Origin of the sequence: Pseudomonas syringae KCTC 12500, assembly GCF_000507185.2 — a bacterium.
Lineage (GTDB): Bacteria > Pseudomonadota > Gammaproteobacteria > Pseudomonadales > Pseudomonadaceae > Aquipseudomonas > Aquipseudomonas syringae.
Genome location: NZ_AYTM02000002.1, coordinates 4,277,184 through 4,297,240, shown reverse-complemented (window position 1 = coordinate 4,297,240; position 20,057 = coordinate 4,277,184). Strand labels below are relative to the sequence as shown.

General features: G+C 59.5%; 19 protein-coding genes. 1 reads left to right on the top strand and 18 read right to left on the bottom strand.

Annotated elements, in window-relative coordinates:
* Positions 1–2: 2 nt before the first annotated feature.
* From V476_RS19620 to V476_RS19555, 14 genes are all read right to left on the bottom strand, one after another.
* Positions 3–749, bottom strand: a complete 747-nt coding sequence (locus V476_RS19620) for a DUF1190 domain-containing protein (RefSeq protein WP_003390775.1) — start codon at positions 747–749, stop codon at positions 3–5.
* Between the two features lie 27 nt (positions 750–776).
* The gene (locus tag V476_RS19615) at positions 777–1,202 is read right to left on the bottom strand and encodes a DUF350 domain-containing protein (RefSeq protein WP_017279595.1); all 426 of its coding nucleotides are present in this window, start codon (positions 1,200–1,202) and stop codon (positions 777–779) included.
* A gap of 13 nt (positions 1,203–1,215) precedes the next feature.
* Entirely contained in the window at positions 1,216–1,881 is a 666-nt protein-coding gene (locus V476_RS19610) for a DUF2491 family protein (protein ID WP_024959149.1), read from the bottom strand.
* Positions 1,882–1,965: 84 nt separating this feature from the next.
* Positions 1,966–2,520 (bottom strand): rhomboid family intramembrane serine protease, encoded by a 555-nt coding sequence (locus tag V476_RS19605; RefSeq protein WP_024959148.1) that lies wholly within the window; start codon positions 2,518–2,520, stop codon positions 1,966–1,968.
* A gap of 30 nt (positions 2,521–2,550) precedes the next feature.
* Entirely contained in the window at positions 2,551–3,258 is a 708-nt protein-coding gene (locus tag V476_RS19600) for a PspA/IM30 family protein (protein ID WP_024959147.1), read from the bottom strand.
* 26 nt (positions 3,259–3,284) lie between these two features.
* Positions 3,285–3,938 carry a YjfI family protein gene (locus V476_RS19595; protein WP_010425651.1) on the bottom strand — a complete coding sequence of 218 codons (654 nt, stop codon included), beginning with the start codon at positions 3,936–3,938 and terminating at the stop codon, positions 3,285–3,287.
* A gap of 331 nt (positions 3,939–4,269) precedes the next feature.
* Entirely contained in the window at positions 4,270–5,031 is a 762-nt protein-coding gene (locus V476_RS19590; RefSeq protein ID WP_229636543.1) for a hypothetical protein, read from the bottom strand.
* A 361-nt stretch (positions 5,032–5,392) separates the two neighbouring features.
* Complete coding sequence (pepN, locus tag V476_RS19585; RefSeq protein WP_024959146.1) at positions 5,393–8,059, bottom strand: aminopeptidase N; 2,667 nt, start codon at positions 8,057–8,059, stop codon at positions 5,393–5,395.
* 12 nt (positions 8,060–8,071) lie between these two features.
* Positions 8,072–8,905 (bottom strand): DUF2797 domain-containing protein, encoded by an 834-nt coding sequence (locus V476_RS19580; protein WP_024647953.1) that lies wholly within the window; start codon positions 8,903–8,905, stop codon positions 8,072–8,074.
* Positions 8,902–9,162 (bottom strand): YeaC family protein, encoded by a 261-nt coding sequence (locus tag V476_RS19575; RefSeq protein ID WP_002554502.1) that lies wholly within the window; start codon positions 9,160–9,162, stop codon positions 8,902–8,904. The genes V476_RS19580 and V476_RS19575 overlap by 4 nt, the downstream gene beginning before the upstream one ends.
* Positions 9,163–9,190: 28 nt before the next feature.
* A complete protein-coding gene (locus V476_RS19570; protein ID WP_004418564.1) occupies positions 9,191–10,063 on the bottom strand; it encodes a rhomboid family intramembrane serine protease in 873 nt (290 codons plus the stop codon).
* A 2-nt stretch (positions 10,064–10,065) separates the two neighbouring features.
* Positions 10,066–11,031: a metallophosphoesterase gene (locus tag V476_RS19565; protein ID WP_024959145.1), complete on the bottom strand. Its 966-nt coding sequence runs from the start codon at positions 11,029–11,031 to the stop codon at positions 10,066–10,068.
* The gene (locus tag V476_RS19560; protein WP_003409651.1) at positions 11,031–11,921 is read right to left on the bottom strand and encodes an NAD(+) kinase; all 891 of its coding nucleotides are present in this window, start codon (positions 11,919–11,921) and stop codon (positions 11,031–11,033) included. The genes V476_RS19565 and V476_RS19560 overlap by 1 nt, the downstream gene beginning before the upstream one ends.
* A gap of 141 nt (positions 11,922–12,062) precedes the next feature.
* On the bottom strand, positions 12,063–13,130 hold the full coding sequence (locus V476_RS19555) for a GGDEF domain-containing protein (RefSeq protein WP_024959144.1): 1,068 nt from the start codon (positions 13,128–13,130) through the stop codon (positions 12,063–12,065).
* A gap of 371 nt (positions 13,131–13,501) precedes the next feature.
* Here V476_RS19555 and V476_RS19550 point away from each other — a divergent pair, with 371 nt between their 5' ends.
* The gene (locus V476_RS19550) at positions 13,502–14,446 is read left to right on the top strand and encodes a DUF1853 family protein (RefSeq protein ID WP_024959143.1); all 945 of its coding nucleotides are present in this window, start codon (positions 13,502–13,504) and stop codon (positions 14,444–14,446) included.
* 148 nt (positions 14,447–14,594) lie between these two features.
* Here V476_RS19550 and V476_RS19545 read toward each other — a convergent pair whose 3' ends face one another.
* The 4 genes from V476_RS19545 to V476_RS19530 form a co-directional block, all read right to left on the bottom strand.
* A complete protein-coding gene (locus V476_RS19545) occupies positions 14,595–15,875 on the bottom strand; it encodes an arsenic transporter (protein WP_003390806.1) in 1,281 nt (426 codons plus the stop codon).
* Positions 15,875–17,083, bottom strand: a complete 1,209-nt coding sequence (locus V476_RS19540; protein WP_024959142.1) for an MFS transporter — start codon at positions 17,081–17,083, stop codon at positions 15,875–15,877. The genes V476_RS19545 and V476_RS19540 overlap by 1 nt, the downstream gene beginning before the upstream one ends.
* 492 nt (positions 17,084–17,575) lie before the next feature.
* Positions 17,576–18,913 (bottom strand): MFS transporter, encoded by a 1,338-nt coding sequence (locus tag V476_RS19535; protein ID WP_024647948.1) that lies wholly within the window; start codon positions 18,911–18,913, stop codon positions 17,576–17,578.
* Positions 18,914–19,061: 148 nt separating this feature from the next.
* Positions 19,062–20,006 (bottom strand): 1-aminocyclopropane-1-carboxylate deaminase/D-cysteine desulfhydrase, encoded by a 945-nt coding sequence (locus V476_RS19530; RefSeq protein WP_024959141.1) that lies wholly within the window; start codon positions 20,004–20,006, stop codon positions 19,062–19,064.
* Positions 20,007–20,057: the final 51 nt, after the last annotated feature.

Genomic DNA, 20,057 nt, shown 5'->3' with positions numbered 1-20,057 from the left:
CGTCAGCCTCCGAAACTGCCGCTGCCACTGCTGCTCTTGCCGCCCCAGCCACTGCGTGCCGAAGCCTGGCTGCCGAAGCCGCCGCGCGAGATGGTCGATGACACCGAGGACGAGCCGGAACCCGAGCTGCCCAGGTTGCGCCCCAAGGTGCTCCTGCCGTAGCTGCGATCCGGGCTGGATTGTGCCTGGGTCGAGCGCCCGAAGGTCTTGCCGCGATCGATCTGACTGGGCAGGGACGAGCTGTAATAACCGCCCCGGTCATCACGCGTCTGATAGATGGGCTGCGAGTAATAGCGGTTATTGCCGAAGCCGTTGCTGAGCAGATTGCCGATCAGCAAGCCGGCCATCAGCCCGGTGGTGCCACTCATGCCTGCCGAAGCAGACTGGTTGACTTCCTGATTGGCCCGGTCCAGCGCCTCTTTCGGCACTTGCCCGGAAAAGCCCAGTTCGAAGCCGCCGAGCTTGGGCATGTACTTGCCGTCAGAGGTGACCTGGCAATAATCCGGTACGAAGTCCGCGTCGCAAGAGGCCTTGTCGTCATAGGTCGGCGCAATGCGGCGATGATCGGACAGCGCCTGCATGTAGGCATCCGAACAGATATTAACCGGCACCTTGGCATCGGCGCATTCCTGCACCGAACTGAAGTTGGCCTTGGCGTTGACGGTGTCCTTTTGCTCGGACGGACCGCACCCGGCAAGGGCCAGCGGCAGCGCACCGGCGAGTACCAGTTTTACTGAACTACGTCTCATCGTGAGTCTCCTTGTTCAAGGCTGCCGTCAGACCGACGGGGTCATGCAGGCGGCGTTGAGAAGACCGACGCTGATCGCGACGCTGGCCGAATAGATGGCCGCCGCCATTTCACCCTTGGCGATACGCGTCGACAGGCCCTTGAGCACCAGGCTGGTAACGCCGAACGCCAGCAGTTGCACGACGGCGGCAATCACTGCCCAGACGACCACATCCAGGATGCTGATGCTGTAGCTGATGATGTTACTGGCCGGCAGCGCGAAACCGATCAGCGAACCACCGAGGGCAACTGCCGCTGCACTGTTATTCTCGCGAATCAGCGCAAATTCCTTGTGTGGCGTGATCCGGCTGTAGATGAACTGGAACAGCGCGAACAGAATCGCCGCCACCAGGATGTACAGGACGAAGCCGAACACAGCAGTGGCATTGAGCGACATACGCAGCGCGTCGATCATGAGGATTTCCTTGTCAAAGAACGTTGATATCAGTGGATTGCAGCGTGATGCCGACTGCCGTGGTGAGCGTGATGCTGCCCTCCTCGTCTTCCTCTACGGAAAACAGCAGAAACTCACGGCGGTTAATCAGTCCCGTCTCGCGGGCGTACAGCATGCTCAAGTGCTTGACGCGATAAGTCGCGTCAGGACTGACGATGTCTTCATCGAGTGGCGTCAGCTCGGTCTGGCCGGGTGAAGTCCCCCATTGCCGCTCGAAGACCTCGCCATCGTGCTCGTAGGTCGGCAGGCCGATCTTCGACGACGGGCCGGTCAGGCGCAGCAATTCATCCTTGCTGGTGATCGGCTCGGCACTGTAATAGCCGAACAGGATGATGTCCTGCACGTCTTCCGGGTTGGGGCCGTCGCTGACCACTTGCAGAAAGTAGTCCTCGTTATCGAGGTAGAAACGATGCAGCGCCATGGATTGGCCGAGATCGATATGCCCTACGGACCAGACCTTTTCATCGCCCGGGACGACCACTTCCGAGTGACCGTCGAGCAACAGTTTCAGTGAACTGTCCAGGCACAGCATGCGTCCGGACGCCAGCCCCAGCGGACTCACCTTGCTGACCGGTTGTGTGCTGTCACGGCCTGATGCCTTGGGCGCTTCCAGGCCCATTGCCCGTTTGAACCAACTCATAATCCATTTCCTTGCAGTGACGGGTGACGATATATAACGCTCTTCAAGCGCAACAGGCGCACTGCCTCCGCGCGTGAGACTGACTCACTTCTGCGCCAGCAACGCCCTGGAGTGCATCAACCAAGCCACACAAACGCCCGCAAATGCGCCAGCGATATGTGATTCGAACGACACGCCGGCCACCGGAACGAAGCCCAATACCAGCCCGCTGTAAGCAGCCAGCACCAGCAGCGCGATCAGCACGCTGGCGATACTGCGCTGATACCACGCCCGTGCCAGCAGATAAGCCCACAAACCAAAAATCAGACCGCTTGCGCCGACATGGACATTGCTGCGACCGAAGCTCCAGACCAGAAGCCCGCCCAGCAGGCAGATCAGCCCGGCGACCCATGCATAACGCCTGACACCCTCGGTCGCCACCAGCCAGCTCAGCACAATGAACGGCAACAGATTGCTGAGCAAGTGCTGAATGGACCCGTGCAGGAAGGGGGCAAACACAATGCCGCGCAACCCGATGAGGCTGCGCGGCATGATACCGAAATGGAGCAGACTATTGCCGGTGATCGAGTTGATTGCCTGTACCGCAATCAACACGGCCGACAGGACGAGGATGACCTTGAGTCGTCGGGAAAACGCCATGCACCACCCTCGCCTGCCTTGTTGCAGCGCTTACTGAGCCGGCGTCTGACTTTTGGCTTTCAGGCGCGCCAATACATCCTGCGCACCGCCGCTTTTGGCACCGATTCCGGCATCCTGCAGACGACGCTCCAGATCGCTGCCGCTGGACTGGCTGGCCAGGTCTTCAGCCGCTTCGAGCTTGGCGTCCTGTTCATCCTGACGCTGCTTGAGGCGTGCCAGCGAGCCAACTGCGGTTTCTACAGCGCCGCTGGCGCCACCGGTTGCAGTGGCCGTTGCAACGCGGGCCTTTTGCACGGTTTCACGGGCCTTGGCCATCTCGACCTGCTGCTTGAGGCTCTTGATTCGCGATTCGGCCTTGATCACCTGATCCTGCAACAAGTTGACCTGCTTGCTGAACTGATCGGCCAGCTCCTGCTCCTGATCACGCAGGGCTTCGATTTCGGCGATCTTGTTCGCGCATTCTACGGCCAGGGCTTCTTCACCCTTGTTCAGGGCCTGCATGGCGCGACCTTCCCAGTTGGCAATGCTGGTGGCGTGCTCTTCAAGACGCTGTGCCGAGAGTTTGTGCTTGGCCTTGATAGTGATCAGCCCGTCGCGGGCCTTGACCAGCGCGTTCTCGGCGTCACGAATTTCCTGGTCCAGGATGCGGATGGCATTGGCGTCGGCAATCGACTCGCCCACTTCGGAAGCACCACCACGAACGGCGGTGACCAGTTTTTTCCAGATACTCGTAGTCATGAATGTTCTCCGCCTGACAGCGCTGTTCAGTAGATGAAATGATCTTCAAAAGCATCGGCCGCACGGATCACGTTGTCCGCGAGGGTGAGGATTTCCTGCACGATTACGGTGAGCGACGAGGCAGCGCTCAGTGCGCCGAACAGGCAGTAGACTTCCTGATCGCCGCCCAGCTTTTCGATGCCGATCGAGGACAGTGGAAACAGGTCGCGACTGCGCAGCACAACGTCGTTGAAGGCCTGCACGTTCTTGATCTTGTTCACTTCGATCAAAGTCGCGTCGGCGAGAATCTGCTCGCCTTCCACGGCGATATAGATCGGCAGGTCGCCGTAGTCAGCCATGGTCAGCCTGATCCCCGAGGCATCGCCCTCGGTCACGTCGAGCTCGATCTTGCCGTTCGTCACCAGCTCCAGTTCGCTGAGTGCCTTCTGCAGAGAGCTGATGGTCCAGTGGGTATTCTCGGTCATGAAGTCCTCCAGTTTTATTCTGTCGCCCAAAAAGGGCTGTCTTAAGGCTTTTTCGATACCCCGCAGGGCATCGACATTTTCGGGCCGGATCCAGAACTCGCGCTTCACCAGCCCCGCCTCCTTGAGCCGTAGACGCATTTCACGCATGTAATCGGTGGAACTCTTGGAAACCTTGGCCGGGACCGCTGCGTTATCGCCCTGGGTTTTACGAGGCATTGGCGCTTCCCTCTGTTGCTGGCCGTGGATCAGGTGAGCAACGTAGCAGATGTTTCTGAAGATAGATATGTATCACATGTGAGATTTTTTATAGGAAGGACCGCCCTTTTTGGACAGCACTACGCCGCAGCGCTCTTTACGTGCTGATTGATCGCGAGGAGGTAAAGCCCTGACCGTGCAGCTGCTGACCGCAGGCACCCGTATTGGCGACTTATTTCAGCGCCAACGTCACTTGAAAACGCCCGAGCGGGCGGAATGTTCGAACAAGGTTAGAGACAGGAAGGCGGGGAAGAAAAGACCTTCCTGTCGATGGTGTGACGCAGCCTGGTCGTTAACGGACTTGGGGTATCCAGTCGTTGATAGCGGCATTCTTATTGTGAACCTGCATACCTACCGATTCGCCACGAATAAGAAATGCCTCGGCCCCCATAAGCGAGACGATATTATTCTTGAACGTGTTCAGTGCCTGCTGCCTCTCGTTGATGGAAGTGTTGGCTTTATCAAGAAAACCGCCGAGGTACATTTCAATATTACTCACGTACATTCCGGATACGCCATGCGGGGCCAGCCCGGCCAACTCTGTTGCGCTGTCACTGGCCATATCTGCCCGGACGAGGCTGACGCCTCCGCGATGCAGGCGCTGCTTTAACGAGTCGAATGACAGATGCTCCTGATTGCGTTGTATCAATAGTTCAAGATGATCTGCATAGCCGGACTTATGCTGGCGTTTCACCTCTCTCAACCACGCCTCTTGACTGCCAGATGATTGAGCAATTGCGAGGACTGATTGCACGCCGGCAAGGTGTGCCTTATCCAGGTCGGCGACAATAACATTACCGTGCCCTTGCCCCATCGCAGCAAGGACCGCCATTGAGTTTGCTACGGATATAACGTCGCCCTGGAACGTCGCGTTGCTTAGAAGGCAAGGAATCTGATTGGCGGCCTTGGTACCCACATAATCAGTGACCTTTGTGGTGTTGGCCCTTACATTTAAATTATCATGCAAACCATACGACTTTACGCCCTCAGAACCTTCAGAGGATGCGGAACTTTGAACGTTATATGACGACGATCCGGTATTGATCCTGAACACGTTTCACCTTATTTAAAGTTAGTTTAACGGGAGTGGGCGAACGTACTTTTTCCGCACCAGGCACCGCTGAAAACAGACCTCCGTGATCTTGATTACTTCCAAGACAGGACGGCCTCTACCGCGTTGCCAACACTGTGTGGCCGTGTCCCGAAGACGGTTCCATTACCTAAATTTCATCTAAAAAGACTTATATTTTTTGTCCATGAGCCATAAGAACTTTAGCGAGTGCAGAATAAGGTGTGATGCGCGGATAGCAGACAATCGCCCCCCCATCAACGGGACGCAAAAAAGGCGCTGTCCGCATCAGCAGACAGCGCCTTTATCACCCATGCAGCTCAGGCAACAGGCACAGCACAAACCCTTATTCAGCCAGGCTTTTGCTCACCACTTCATACACATCCGCCGACAGCTTGCCGGAGGCGAGGATGCGTTCCAGCTCGGCTTTCATCAACGCCTGACGGGCGCTGTCGTATTTGCGCCAGCGGGTCAGTGGTGCCAATTGACGCGAAGCGATCTGCGGGTTCAGCGCGTTCAGCTCGATGACCAGGTCCGCCAGGAAGCGATAGCCGGAGCCATCTGCCGCGTGGAAGTTGACCAGATTCTGCCCGGCGAAGGCACCGATCAAGGCACGCACCTTGTTCGGGTTCCTGATGCTGAAGGCCGGGTGTTTCATCAATTCCTGCACACGCTGCAGGCCGCCCGGCAGAGTGCTCGCGGCCTGGACGCTGAACCACTGATCCATGACCAGTGCATTGCTCTTGAAGTTCTCGGCAAACACGGCGAGCGCCTTGTCACGCTCGGCAGTGAACGGCGAATTCACCAGCACGGCCAGCGCAGTCAGGCGCTCGGTCATGTTGTCGCTGGTGTCGAACTGGTCGATAGTGGCCGCCAGTACCTCCGGCTTGCCGCTGAGCATCAGGTACGACAACGCGATGTTCTGCAGCGCGCGACGGGCAAAGTGAGCGGCTTCGGCCACATAAGGCGTGACCTTCGACACTTCACGGTTGGCCTGATAGCGCGCCAGCAGCCCATCGAACAACCCCTCTGCCAACTGCTGACGGGCAAAATCGCGAGCGGCGTGAATGGCATCGACATCGGCCACTTCGCTGATTTCGGCCAGATAAGCTTCGCCCGGCAACGAAAGCATTTCCGCGACCATCGCCTGATCAAGACCATCGTCCGCCAGCACGCTGCCCAGTGCAGTGATCAGACGCTGATCCATGACCAATGGCTGACCTTGCTGATGCTGGCCGATCAGTTCCTGCAATACCTGAACCGACAACTGCTGACCGGCATCCCAGCGATTGAAACCATCGCTGTCGTGCTGCATCAGGAACATCAACTGGTCGCGGTCATACGGGAAGCTCAGCTTGACCGGCGCAGAGAAACCGCGCAGCAGCGAAGGCAGCGGCTTTTCGGCGACATCGACGAAGGTGAAGGTCTGCTCGGCTTCGGTAACCGACAATACCCGCATGGTGCCGATCGCCGTCGTTTCGTTCGCCAGACGCAGGGCAATCTCGCTACCCTTGCTATCCAGCAGCCCCAGTTCGACGGGGATCACAAAGGGTTGCTTCTGATCGCCAGGCTGGCCCGGTGTGGTCGGGCAGCTCTGGCGGAAGGTCAGACTGTAGGTCTTGGCCGCAGCGTCGTACGACTCGCTGACCGCCAGACGCGGCGTGCCCGCCTGGCTGTACCAGCGCTTGAACTGGATCAGATCGACGCCATTGGCGTCTTCCATGGCCTTGATGAAGTCGTCGCAGGTCACGGCCTGGCCGTCGTGGCGCGCGAAATACAGATCGCTGCCCTGGCGGAAGCCTTCAGCGCCCAGCAGGGTGTGAAGCATGCCGACCACTTCCGAGCCTTTTTCGTACACGGTCAGGGTGTAGAAGTTGGAGATTTCGATGAAGCTGTCCGGGCGTACGGCGTGCGCCATCGGGCCTGCGTCTTCGGCAAACTGGTGGGTACGCAGGTAGGCAACGTCCTGAATACGCTTGACCGTGGCCGAGTTCATGTCGGCCGAGAAACCGGCGTCGCGGTACACCGTGAAGCCTTCCTTGAGCGACAGCTGGAACCAGTCACGGCAGGTCACGCGGTTGCCTGACCAGTTGTGGAAGTATTCGTGGGCGACGATCGCTTCGACACGCTGGTGTGCCGCGTCGGTCGCCGTCTCGGCACGCGCCAGCACGGCACTGGAGTTGAAGATATTGAGGCCCTTGTTTTCCATCGCGCCCATGTTGAAGTCGTTGACCGCGACAATCATGAAGATGTCCAGGTCGTACTCGCGACCGTAGGTCTCTTCGTCCCAGCGCATGGACTTTTTCAGACTGGTCATGGCGTGCTGGCACTTGTCGACGTTTTCCGGTTCGACGTAGATACGCAGGGTCACGTTCCGCTCATTCATGGTGGTGAACGTGTCTTCGATACACCACAGATCACCGGCCACCAGTGCAAACAGGTAAGCCGGCTTCATGAACGGGTCTTCCCAGGTCGCCCAGTGCCGGCCACCCTCTTCTTCGCCGCTAGCCACCGGGTTGCCGTTGGACAGCAGGATCGGGAAACCCTGCTTGTCAGCGCTGACGGTGGTGGTGAACTTGCTCATCACGTCAGGACGGTCAAGGTAATAGGTGATCTTGCGGAAGCCTTCGGCCTCGCACTGTGTGCAGAACATGCCACTGGATTTGTACAGCCCTTCCAGCGCGGTGTTGGATTCCGGATGGATGCGCACGGTGCTGTCGACCGTAAAGGTGTCAGCCTTTGGGTGCAGGGTCAGGTGGTCGTCGGTCAGTTGATAATCCGCAGCGCTCAGCTCGACATCGCTCAGCTTGACCGAGACCAGTTCCAGATTCTGGCCGTCGAGCACCAGCGCTGGCAGGCCTGCGCCACGCTCAGGGTTGCGGCGCATGACCAGCTGCGCGTGGACCAGCGAGTGGTCGTCGAACAGTTCGAAGGTCAGGTTCGTCTCATCAATGAGGTACTCGGGAGCCTGGTAATCCTTCAGGTAGATCATTTTCGGTTGTTCGGTGCGCATGCTGGAATCCTTCTACTGATGCACGGCCAGCTGATAGGCCGTGTACTTGCGGATATTGATCACGCCCGTGTCGAAAATCAGGTATTGGCCCTTGATCCCCAGCAGCGTGCCTTCGGCAATCGGGTTCTTGTCCAGATTGAAGCTGACAATCTTGGTCGGATACGCCTCGACCGGGTAACGAAACTCGACAGGCTCGGCGTCATGTAGCAATTGGATGGCCTGCAGCCCGAATCGTTCTTGCAATCCCTGCAGCCCTGCGCCGCAACTGTCGAACAGCGCCTGGCGAATGGCCTTGAGGTCGACAGGCTGAGCGTCACCCTTGAGCAAGGCACGCCAGTTGGTACGATCGGCCACCTGGCTGCGCAGCAGGTCTTCGACGAAGCCGGACTGCTGACGGGTTGCCACGCGCAGGATCGGCAGGGCCTGGCTTGCGCCCTGGTCAAGCCAGCGGGTCGGCAATTGCGTTGAGCGGGTAATACCGACCTTCACGCCTGAGGAATTGGCCAGGTAAACAATGTGATCGGTCATGCAGAACTGCTCGCCCCACGCCGGATCACGGCAGGTACCCTGATCGTGATGGCATTTCTCCGGGCTCATGATGCACAGGTCGCACTGCGCCAGCTTGAGCATGCACGGGTAGCAGTAACCCTGGCTGTAGCTGGACTTGGTCTTGCGCCCGCAATGACTGCAATGAATGGCGCCGAGAAACTCCAGACGCAGCGTCTTGCCGATCAGCGGGTTGACCGCGATCTCGGTCTCACCGAGGCGAAAAGCGTATTGCACACACGACGTGTCATCCTGACGCGCCGACATTTTGTTGACTGCTCCGCGACCAATTTCGATCAATGAATAGCATCCGATTTGAACAGGATATTGGGCACTGGGGCCGATTTAGAGGCGCATTCCTGCGGCCCCATGTAGCCGGTGCGCTGGTCTTCCGGCAGGTTCTGCACTTCCCAGGCGATCAGCGCCTGCAGCGACAGCTCACGTTGTTCCTGAGTGAGCTTGCGACCGTCGGACCATTTGCCGATTTCCACAGCCAGTTTCAGGCTCTCGTAGATATCCGGGGTGATGTTTTCGATCATTTCTATAAAAGACGACATGGCGCACTCCAGAAAATAGCGGGTAATTCTAGGCCTTGCGGCGCGCAATCGCACCACCCAGCAGCCCGGTGACACAACCGATGATCAGCCCGCCGACATGCGCACCGTTGGCGATTTCGCCGAAACCGAGCATGCTCACCAGCCCGGACAGGCACAGCACCAGCCAGACCAGCATCATGATCAACACGCCGCGCGGCAGGCGATAGACCGGGTTGGGCGCCAGCATCTGGAAAATCCAGCAATGCCCGAGCAAGCCATACAACACGCCGGACAGTCCGCCAAACAGGCTTGGGCCGCTGAACAGGTATTGCACGTAATTTGAAACCGACGAAAACAGCAAGGTCAGCAACAGCAGCGACAGGCTACCCTGACGAATTTCAATCCGCCGCCCCAGCTCCCAGAACCACATGCCGTTCATGGCCAGGTGCAGGATGCCGAAGTGGATCAGCATGGGCGAGATGATCCGCCACCACTGTCCGGACGCGAGGCTTTCGGACAACGGCAGAAACGTTGCGTACTCGCCATTGATGCGGAAATCCTGAAAGGTCAGCCAGCGGACGGCTTCGAGGTTATCGCCCAGCAGCGTCAGGCCGGCGACCAGCAAGGTGACCAGTAACACCAGGGCCGTCACCGGACTGCTGCGTAACTGCTCGATCAGGCCGGGCGGCTTGTAGGTGGCGCTTCCGGTGTCTTGCGTCAGTTGCACGTGCTCGTCACCTTCGGGGAAGCGCGTGTACAACTCGCGTACTTCTTCGACCAGTCGCGGCGCGTCCGGCACCCACAGGACTTGCTCGCCAGCCTCTTCACTGACCCGGTGAGGGATCTGCAAGCGCAGCAACAGCCTGACAAAACCGCTCAGGTCGGTGGTCAGCGGCAAACGCAGGACAGCTACAGGACTCATTCTCAAACCTCGGGACGCTGCACGTCGACCCAGACGAATTTGTCCGGATCGATTTGTGTTTCCTGGTCCAGCCGATAGGCGACCAGTTTGCCGTAGAGCACGGCGCTGTAATCCAGACAGGCCAGGTTAGGCCGGATAGGCGCAGGGATGCCGCTGCGCCAGTAATGACCGACAAACAGCAGCGGCTCATTGATGCCATACCGCAGCAACGCGTTCTTTTCCGACGTGGACAATGGCGTCTTGGCGACCCCTTCGGGCAAGGCGTCCGGCTGAAAGACCACGTCGCCATAGGTCTGCGGATCATCCTCCCAGAACTTGGTGCGGAAGAATTCGCGGGTCAGTCCATCACCGCCAGTCAGGGTCAGGCCATGCGGCAGGCGCATGTCGGTGCCACGCAGCAGACGGTTGAAGACATTACTGGCGAAGCTGCCGGGCACTGCCGACGCCTGGACGAAATGCTGGTCGATACACCCCGTACCATGCAGGCCACGCAGCGGATCGATCAGCGTCGCATCCCAGCAGGCATGCACGACCCTGAAGCGACCGGCATCGAGGTACAGCGGTAGCTCGTAGAACCAGTTGACGAACTCGCTCCACTCATCCGGATACGGCTCGAACTGTACCAGGGTTTCGCCGATCAGCCGCGCATGACGCGGGGTGTGCTCGCGCACGAACTGGTGACCGCTTTCGGACAGGGCCGGTGTCACCCAGCCCAGCGCATTGAACTCATGGTTGCCCATGATGCACAACGCCTGACCGGCCTGAACCATGTCGCGCACGATGTGCAGCGATTCGCGAATACGCGGGCCGCGGTCGATGATGTCGCCGAGGAAAATAACGATACGCTCGGGATGACGCCACACGCCAGCCTGCAGACGGTAACCGAGAAGCTCCAGCAAGTGCTCGAGGGTATGGGCACACCCGTGCACGTCACCGATCAGATCATAGCCACGCGCCGGATCGAGCATTAATCGCCCCCGCCGCCGAGCTTGCTGCCCCAGCCGAGCTTGGTGCGGCAGACCTCGTAATAGTTGTGATCCAGCGGATGGATCAGACGCAGTTTCTGCGGTTTCTTGCTGACCGTAATGGTGTCACCTGGCGCACAGGTGAAGTGATTCTGACCGTCGCACGACACTTGCGGGTAAATGGTCATGTCCTTGGACACCACGATTTTCAGCTCGCTGTTGCCGTCGACCACGATGGGCCGCCCCGACAAGGTATGCGGGTACATCGGCACGATGACGATGGCGTCGAGCTTGGGGTGCATGATCGGCCCGCCTGCCGACAACGCGTAGGCCGTCGATCCGGTCGGCGTGGCGACGATCAGGCCGTCGGCCTTCTGACTGCACACGAACTGACCGTCGATGTAGATCTCGAATTCGATCATGCGCGTGGACTTGCCGGGGTGCAGCACCACGTCGTTGAGCGCATCGCCCTGACCGATGGCCTCGCCATGGCGACGCACTTCGGCCTGGAGCAGGAAACGGTTTTCAACCAGGTAATGCCCGTCGAGCACTTCGGCACATTTGACCTCCAACTCGTCGGGACGGATGTCGGTCAGAAAGCCCAGGCTGCCTCGGTTGATGCCCAGCACCGGAACGTTATGCCGGGCCAGTGCCCGCGCCGCGCCCAGCAGGCTGCCGTCGCCGCCGACCACAATGACCATGTCGCAGACCTCGCCGAGCATCTTGCGCGATGAGGTCTGCAGGCCATGACCGGGCAGGACCTCAGCGATCGTCTCTTCGAGAATGACGTGCAGGTGGCGGTCCAACAGGAATCTCTTGAGTCGGCGAACGGTCTCGAGCACCTGAACACTGCCCAGGCGACCGATGATGCCGATATTGCGAAATTGCTCCATGAGGCTCCTGCTGCGGGTTCGAGACGACTTTAAAAACGTGATTATGGGCGAAAGGGCCTGATCGCAGCAAACCGGGGTTTAAAAAGGGTTTCGCGGACCTTGCAACAAGGTACGGGCAGCGCGATAAAGTCCGATGCCCGCCTACCGTGTCAGGGCGCGGGTTTTATCGCATTCCACACTGATGCCGCCCGCCTGATGGCCGCCTATCTGCGCACCTCGCCAGAATGCCCGGTCCTTGCCGCCCCGCTTGGCCTGATACAGATTGATGTCGGCGGTCTTGAGCACTTCCGAGCTGTCCGCTGCCGCAGGGATGTCGGCCAGCCCGGCACTGCAGGTCAACGGGCTGACAGCGAGGGATTTTCTGATGCACTCCAACAGGTTCAGCACATAATCCCGAGCGTCATCTTCACTGCACATTGGCAGGATCACGCCGAACTCCTCTCCGCCCATGCGTCCGAAGGCGAGACTGCCTACGGTCTTTTGCAGGCAGCCTGCCATAACACGAAGTGCCTGATCACCGGCGTCGTGACCGAATTGATCATTGATCGTTTTGAAGTCATCAATGTCGAGCATCAGAAAATAACCGGCCGAGTTATTCAGCACATGATTGTCCAGTGCCTGCATCAATGCCCGGCGATTCAATATAGCGGTCAGGTCATCGGTCAGCGACAGTTCGCGAAACTGATGTTCCAGACTCAATACCGTACGAAGTGTGCGCGTGTAAGTATGATTCATCACACTGCCCAGACTGACCGACGTGATAAAGAACAGCGTCATGAACACAGCCGCGACACTGTCGGTATCGCCCCCCTGAGCGGGAGAGAGAATACACCAGGCGAGTATCGCCACCACCAGATAATCCCGGGTATACACCACTAACAATGTCGAACACAGGATAATCATCACGGCGACCGAGAGTGACCAGTTGATGTCCGTGCCGGTGCGCAAATGCCCCGCCCTTGAAAAGCACAGTGCCACAATGATCACGAATGCCATGCCCACGCAGCGCCAGACTCTGAAGTCGACTGCGCGATATTGCCAGGCGCACGCCCCCAGCAGGCCAAGGGTCAGCAGTATTTCCGGCAGACCGAATTGCAGATACGGCGTGACCGAAAGAACAACCAGCCAACAAACGATGGCAATACATTGCACGCGCGCAATGGCGGGTGAGAGCAGTTGTTTTATACGGGTCTGCATGTCACCGTTCATAGAAAACTCCAGGCATCCGACTGGCCGAGTCAAATATCCGCCGCCTGAAGACCACCTATAATTAAGCAGCCCAAGCGTCGACCGACTGATTGAATGACGTTCACCACAAGGTGACCACAATTGAGACAGACCGGCCAATGAACATAATTGAGCAGTGCCTGAATTGTTTGACGCAAACAATATACTGGATATGAATGACCGTTTGCACAAAGAGAAGGCCACTGATAGTTTTCGATAACCTTTCGTTACTCGATGAACATCCTGTCGCACGTCATACGTCATACGTTGTCTTTGAAGCAGAAACACCAGCGCGAATATGCCGCTTGCCAAACATGCTGTCTGTCGGCGGCGACTCACGCTATCCTCGGCGCATGACTCTATTCCCCGGCCTGATCGATCTCCCCCACCAATTGCGGCATTCCGAAGTGCGCGACCTTGCCTGGGTGATCCTCGCGCCCCCCATGCTTGAAATCGCGCCTTGGCCGCAGCGCCATCCACTGGCGGGCAGCGACTGGGTAAAAGCCCCGCAGCAACTGACGGATTTTCTCCAGCAACTTGACCGCGACAGCCGCCCGCTCGAAGACTGGCTCGCGCAGGCCAGCACACGAAGACTGGGCCGCTATTACGAACGGCTCTGGCAATTCGCCGTGCAGCATGCCCCAGGGGTGGAAATAATCGCCGCCAACCTGCCGATCAGGCTTGGCAACCAGACCCTGGGCGAGCTGGATATGCTGCTCCGTGATGGTGACGGCGTGCACCACGTCGAACTGGCGATCAAGCTCTACCTGGGGCCGCAGGACGGCGATGGCCGCGATCCGGCGCACTGGCTGGGGCCGGGCTGCCAGGATCGGCTGGACCGCAAGCTGACTCATCTGAGCCAGCATCAGTTGCCGATGTCGGCACGTCCGGAAAGCCGTGCGACGCTGGCAGCGCTGGGGGTCGAGGCGTTCAGTGCGCGGTTGTGGCTGGGCGGCTACCTGCTGTATCCGTGGCCAGGCTCATGCCAATCGCCCGCCGGCGTTCATCCGCAGCACCTTAAGGGTCGCTGGCTGCATCAGCGTGACTGGAAGTCGTTTCAGGCGCAAAGCCACCCGGGACGCTGGCAGCCCCTGCCGCGCCATGCCTGGCTGGCGCCGGCACTCTACAACCAGGCCTGGAGCGATCAGCAGTTGCACGAATGGCTGAGTGAACTCGACCCGCTGGCCCCGGCGCAGCTATTAGTGCGCCTCAGGGAGAATGCCGAAGGCCACTGGGAGGAATCCGAGCGGCTGTTTCTGGTGTCGGACATGTGGCCGAACCTGGCCCAGGGTGTGTAAAAACGTCACGAGCGAAGGCAAGACAAGGCAAAAACAGGCGAAAAAGCGGAGTTTAGGTGTTCTAAATGAGCATTTTTCGCCTGTTTTTAACGCAGTATTGCCAAGCGCAGTAGTTTTTACACAGCCTGGGCCGACACCAGTCATCCGCTCAACTCAACCGCAATGCCAGCGCAGCCAGTGTGACCAGCAGTACAGGCACGGTCAGCACGATACCGACCTTGAAGTAGTAGCCCCAACTGATAGTGATGCCCTTGCGCTGCAGCACGTGCAGCCAAAGCAGCGTGGCCAGGCTGCCGATTGGAGTGATTTTCGGGCCGAGGTCGCTGCCGATCACGTTGGCGTAGATCATCGCTTCCTGGATGGCGCCGCTGGCATGACTTGCGTCGATGGACAGCAGCCCGATGAGTACCGTGGGCATGTTGTTCATGATCGAAGACAGGAACGCCGTCATCAGGCCGGTGCCCATCGCCGCGCCCCAGATGCCATAGCCCGCGAACCAGTCCAGCAGATTGGCCAGGTAATCGGTCAGCCCGGCGTTACGCAGGCCATACACCACCAGGTACATGCCCAGCGAAAAGACCACGATGTGCCACGGCGCTTCTTTCATCACCTTGCGCGTCTTGATCGTATGCCCTTTGGCAGCGATGCCCAGCAGCAACACTGCGCACACCGACGAGATCGCACTGATCGGGATACCCAGCGGCTCAAGGGCGAAACAGCCCACCAGCAGAATCAGCAGTACCGCCCAACCGGCCAGAAACGTGGCCCGGTCATGGATAACCGTTTCCGGCTTGTCCAGCTGCTCGGGCTCGAACTCGGCGGGAATATCCCGACGGAAGTACCACATCAGCACGGCCAGGGTGGCGGCGACACTGGCCAGATTCACCGGCACCATGACCGCTGCGTAACGGTTGAAACCGATCTTGAAGTAATCCGCCGACACGATGTTCACCAGATTCGAGACCACCAGCGGCAGGCTGGCCGTATCGGCGATGAAACCGGCCGCCATGACGAACGCCAGTGTCGAGGCAGGCGAGAAGCGCAACGCCAGCATCATGGCAATGACGATCGGGGTGAGGATCAGCACGGCACCATCGTTGGCGAACAAGGCGGATACCAGCGCGCCGAACAGCACGAACAGGGCAAACAGACGGCGTCCGTTGCCCTTGCCCCAGCGCGCCACATGCAGCGCTGCCCAGGCAAAGAAACCGGCTTCATCGAGCAGCAGCGTGATGATGATCAGCGAAATGAACGTTGCCGTGGCATTCCAGATGATGCCCCACACCACAGCGATGTCACTGACGTGCACGACGCCTGTCAGCAGCGCCAGGATCGCCCCAAGTACGGCGCTCCAGCCTACGCCCAGACCCTTGGGTTGCCAGATGACCAGCGTGATGGTGAACAGGAAAATCAGCGTTGCTATCAGCATTATTGGGTCCGAGGCAGAAGAATCGCGAGGATGCCGAGCAGCGGCAGGTAAGAGCACAGCGTGTAGACGAACAGGATGCCGTGGCTGTCAGCCAGATAGCCGAGCAAGGCAGCGCCAATGCCGCCGAAGCCGAACATCAGGCCGAAAAACAGCCCGGCGATCATGCCCACGTTGCCAGGCACCAGCTCCTGGGCGTAGACCACGATGGCGGAAAACGCCGAGGCCAGGACAAAGCCGATGATCACACTGAGTACGCTGGTCCAGAACAGATCGGCATAGGGCAGCGCCAGGGTGAACGGCGCAGCACCAAGAATCGAGAACCAGATCACTGCCTTGCGGCCAATGCGATCACCGATCGGCCCGCCGAAAAAGGTCCCCGCCGCCACGGCGCCCAGAAACAGGAACAGGTGCAACTGCGAGCTGGCAACCGACAGGTCAAATTTCTCGATCAGGTAGAAGGTGAAATAGCTGGTCAGGCTGGTCATGTAGAAGAACTTGGAAAACACCAGAAACGCCAGCACTGCCAACGAGGCGATCACGCGCTTTCTGGACAGACCATGTGTGGCGGCCTGACCGGCCTTGAGCTTGAACAGGTTGAGGTGCGCGCGATACCAGCGGCTGATTGCGTACAGCAGCCCCAGCGAGAACAATGCAAACAGGCCAATCCAGGCGACATTGCCCTGGCCGAACGGGATGATGATCGCCGCCGCCAGCAACGGCCCGAACGCCGTGCCTGTGTTGCCACCGACCTGAAAGGTCGATTGCGCGAGCCCGTAGCGACCACCGGAGGCCAGTCGCGCGATACGCGAGGCTTCCGGGTGGAACGTCGAAGAGCCGATGCCGATCAACGCGGCGGCCAGCAGGATCAAGGGGAAGCTGCCGACCATCGACATCATCACGATGCCGATCAGCGTGCAGATCGATCCGACGGGCAGTACCAGCGGGTTGGGATGGCGATCAGTGTAATAACCGACCCAGGGCTGCAGCAGCGAGGCTGTGATCTGAAATGTCAGGGTAATCAGGCCGATCTGGGTGAAGCTCAGGTCGTAGCTGGCCTTGAGCATGGGGTAGATCGACGGGAGGATGGCTTGAATCAGGTCATTGACCAGGTGCGCGAGGGCAACGGCGCCGATGATGCGCATCACCAGCGGGCTGGCTTGAGGGGTGGTCGAGGCCTTCGCCGTCGCGGGCGGAGCACTGGTCGCCATGGTATTTATCCGTAAAAAGGTTCGCGGGTCGCCCGGTACGGATGATTACAAGATGTGTCACGCGTACCGGGGCGCGCCAATGTGCCATTTTTCGGGGCGACTGTGCCACGTTTTGTTGCGTTTTTGCTGACGGGTCGGAAAGTGCTCTGCCGGGCATGGTTCTTTCCTGTTTCTGACTATCGTGCCGATGCTCCGCGCTCAGCGTTACACACACATCTGTTTTTGATTCTGGCCGAAGGCCGTGGGAGCGAACTTGTTCGCGAAAGCGCCGGTACAGTCACCGGAAATACATCGTCTGAACCGACGCCTTCGCGAACAAGCAAAGCGTCGCCCGGTCTGCTCCCATGCTCTGCGGGCAGGAGCCTGAAAGCGCCGTCCTCCCGGTTCTTCAGCACTTAAGTATAAAGATGAGCGTTCCGCGTGGTAATGCAGTTCGTGACGCTCCGCGTCACACAGCGTTCTGCGATGTGAGCGATGTTGTGGCCCTAGTCTTCAGGCAATTGACCCCACCACCGGCTCCTCGCTTGCAACAGGTACATCATGCAGCGAGATTTTCGAGGTTTCCGGCAGGGCCATGCCGCCGGCCATTGCCAGTGCTGCCACGGCGATGAGGTAGAACGCGGGCGACAGGTTGCTGCCGGTCATGCTGATCAGCCAGGTCGCCATCAGCGGCGCGGTGCCGCCGAACAGGGTGTAGGCCATGTTGTAGGTGATCGCCGAGGCGGTGTAGCGGGTACGGGTGGGGAAGGTTTCGGACAGCAGTGCCGCTGTTACCACGCCGCATAGCACTGCGCCCACGGCGAGCAGCATGACGCCGATAATCGAGGCGATGAAAGAGCCGGAGCTGGCCATCAGGAATGACGGAAACACCACGACCATTAACAGGATGCAGGCCGTTGCCATGGTGGCGCGGCGCCCTACCCGGTCCGAATAGGCACCGGCCAGTGGGCAGAGGGCGGCGGCGAAGGCCAGAGCGATCAACGAGACCAGCAGCGCCGTTGCCCTGCTCAGTCCACCGGCCACTTGCAGGTAGGTCGCGAAATAGGTGGTGAACATGTAGAACGACAACGCCGTTAATGACACGAATGCACCCAGACAGCACATCGCGGCGGCATGATGGCGCAAGGTGTCCTTGAGTGGCGAGTGAGCAACAGCGTGCTCTTGAGCCACCGCCTGAAACGCCGGGGTCTCATCGAGCTTCCAGCGCAGATACAGCCCGACCAACCCAAGCGGTGCAGCAATCAGAAACGGCAGACGCCAGCCCCAGTTACCCATGGCCTCAGTCGACAAAAACGACTCCAGCGCATAGGCCACCACTGCAGCGGCAGCGAACGCGGAGAACGTCGAAACCGGAACGAAGCTGCCATACCAGGCACGTTGCGTGCGTGGTGCGTGTTCCATGAGGTAGGCGCAGGCACCGGCATACTCCCCGCCGGCGGAGAAACCCTGCGCACAGCGAATGATGGTCAGCAGCACCGGCGCCATCACACCGATCGCGGCATAGGTCGGTAACAGGCCGATCAGTGTGGTTGCACCGGCCATCAGCAGGATGGTCATCGCCAGGGTTTTCTTGCGCCCGATCCGGTCACCCAGCATGCCGAAGAAAATCCCGCCCAGCGGTCTGAATGCGAAGGCCACGGCGAACACGGCAAAGGTTTTCAACAACGCTGCACTGCTGTCGCCGGTGGGGAAAAACTGCAATGCGATCGTCGTCGCCAGAAAGCCATACACGGCAAAATCGAACCACTCGACGAAGTTGCCGATGGCCGCAGCAACGATGACTTTTTTCAGCGTGGCAGGATCGACTTGCTCTACGGTAGTAGTTGTCATGGCGGGCCTCGGCGTCTTGATCTGGAATGGATCGATTATCGAGACAGCGACCCGGATGCCCCTCTCCAGAAGTGTCATCCACGTAGTCAGGGCCGACGTCTTGTCATCGAACTGCGCAGGATTCATGCCAAAGGCTCTGCCACGTGGCTTACAGGCACATGGCGCGTCGTCCCTGGAGGCCTCCGGTGTGAACGAAGACCAGGCGCGTGCCGGGCGCGAAACGACCGGCCAGCACCTCATCATGCAGGGCCAGCAACGCCTTGCCGGTGTACAGCGGTTCCAGAGGTATGCCGCTCTGTGCCTCACTGCCGGCAATGAAGTCGAGCAGCGCCGCGTCGGTTCTGGCGAAACCGCCGCGGCTGGCATCGAGCAGAACACAACCGGGGGGCAAGCACGGCTTGACATCGGCCTGAGCCTGCGCAGCGTCATTCAGCACCGCGATAATGTTTGGCGCGACCCCGTGATCCTCGGGCACAGCCATCGCTCCGTACACCGGACGGGCGCCCGCCTCTGCCAACAGCAAGCCAGCCAGCGTGGTGCCGGTGCCTGCCGCCAACCACCATCCGTGGTAATCGTCCCAGCCCAGATGCGCGAGCTGCGCGTCGAGCATTACCCGCAGCCGACCGCACCCCAACGCACCGGCAAACCCGCCACCGCCTTCGGCAATCGGATAAAGACCGGGATAGCGGGCCTGCCAGGGCGACCAGAAGCCCGCAGCATGCCGCTCACGATAACCGGCGTAACCCAGCCAGTGCAGTTGCATGCCGAAAGCCTGCAGATCGAGCACCGTCGGCGTCAGCTGCGCATGACCGCGCAACAGGCCGACCGTCGGGAAACCGAAGCGCTTGCCTGCTGCGGCAAGAGCATGCAGATGATTGGAGTGCGCACCACCGAGGCTGATCAATCCCTCGGCACCCGCGTCGACAGCCAGGCTCAGGTGCTCGCTGAGTTTGAACCATTTGTTGCCGCTGATCAGCGCGTCGATGAGGTCCAGGCGCAGAATCGCAACCTCGACCCCGGCTTTTTGCAGCCAGGGCAGGTTCAAGCGTTCCAGGGGAGCAGTGGGTTGCCAGCCAAGGGCATCGAGCATCATGCGCCGCAGTTTACAGCCAAGCCGTTTCCGGGTCTTCGCCGGTCAGCAGGC

Coding starts and splice junctions, on each gene's coding strand:
- V476_RS19620 (WP_003390775.1), bottom strand. CDS start 749: ATGAGACGTAGTTCAGTAAAACTGGTACTCGCCGGTGCGCTGCCGCTG.
- V476_RS19615 (WP_017279595.1), bottom strand. CDS start 1,202: ATGATCGACGCGCTGCGTATGTCGCTCAATGCCACTGCTGTGTTCGGC.
- V476_RS19610 (WP_024959149.1), bottom strand. CDS start 1,881: ATGAGTTGGTTCAAACGGGCAATGGGCCTGGAAGCGCCCAAGGCATCA.
- V476_RS19605 (WP_024959148.1), bottom strand. CDS start 2,520: ATGGCGTTTTCCCGACGACTCAAGGTCATCCTCGTCCTGTCGGCCGTG.
- V476_RS19600 (WP_024959147.1), bottom strand. CDS start 3,258: ATGACTACGAGTATCTGGAAAAAACTGGTCACCGCCGTTCGTGGTGGT.
- V476_RS19595 (WP_010425651.1), bottom strand. CDS start 3,938: ATGCCTCGTAAAACCCAGGGCGATAACGCAGCGGTCCCGGCCAAGGTT.
- pepN (WP_024959146.1), bottom strand. CDS start 8,059: ATGCGCACCGAACAACCGAAAATGATCTACCTGAAGGATTACCAGGCT.
- V476_RS19575 (WP_002554502.1), bottom strand. CDS start 9,162: ATGTCGTCTTTTATAGAAATGATCGAAAACATCACCCCGGATATCTAC.
- V476_RS19570 (WP_004418564.1), bottom strand. CDS start 10,063: ATGAGTCCTGTAGCTGTCCTGCGTTTGCCGCTGACCACCGACCTGAGC.
- V476_RS19565 (WP_024959145.1), bottom strand. CDS start 11,031: ATGCTCGATCCGGCGCGTGGCTATGATCTGATCGGTGACGTGCACGGG.
- V476_RS19560 (WP_003409651.1), bottom strand. CDS start 11,921: ATGGAGCAATTTCGCAATATCGGCATCATCGGTCGCCTGGGCAGTGTT.
- V476_RS19555 (WP_024959144.1), bottom strand. CDS start 13,130: ATGAACGGTGACATGCAGACCCGTATAAAACAACTGCTCTCACCCGCC.
- V476_RS19550 (WP_024959143.1), top strand. CDS start 13,502: ATGACTCTATTCCCCGGCCTGATCGATCTCCCCCACCAATTGCGGCAT.
- V476_RS19545 (WP_003390806.1), bottom strand. CDS start 15,875: ATGCTGATAGCAACGCTGATTTTCCTGTTCACCATCACGCTGGTCATC.
- V476_RS19540 (WP_024959142.1), bottom strand. CDS start 17,083: ATGGCGACCAGTGCTCCGCCCGCGACGGCGAAGGCCTCGACCACCCCT.
- V476_RS19535 (WP_024647948.1), bottom strand. CDS start 18,913: ATGACAACTACTACCGTAGAGCAAGTCGATCCTGCCACGCTGAAAAAA.
- V476_RS19530 (WP_024959141.1), bottom strand. CDS start 20,006: ATGATGCTCGATGCCCTTGGCTGGCAACCCACTGCTCCCCTGGAACGC.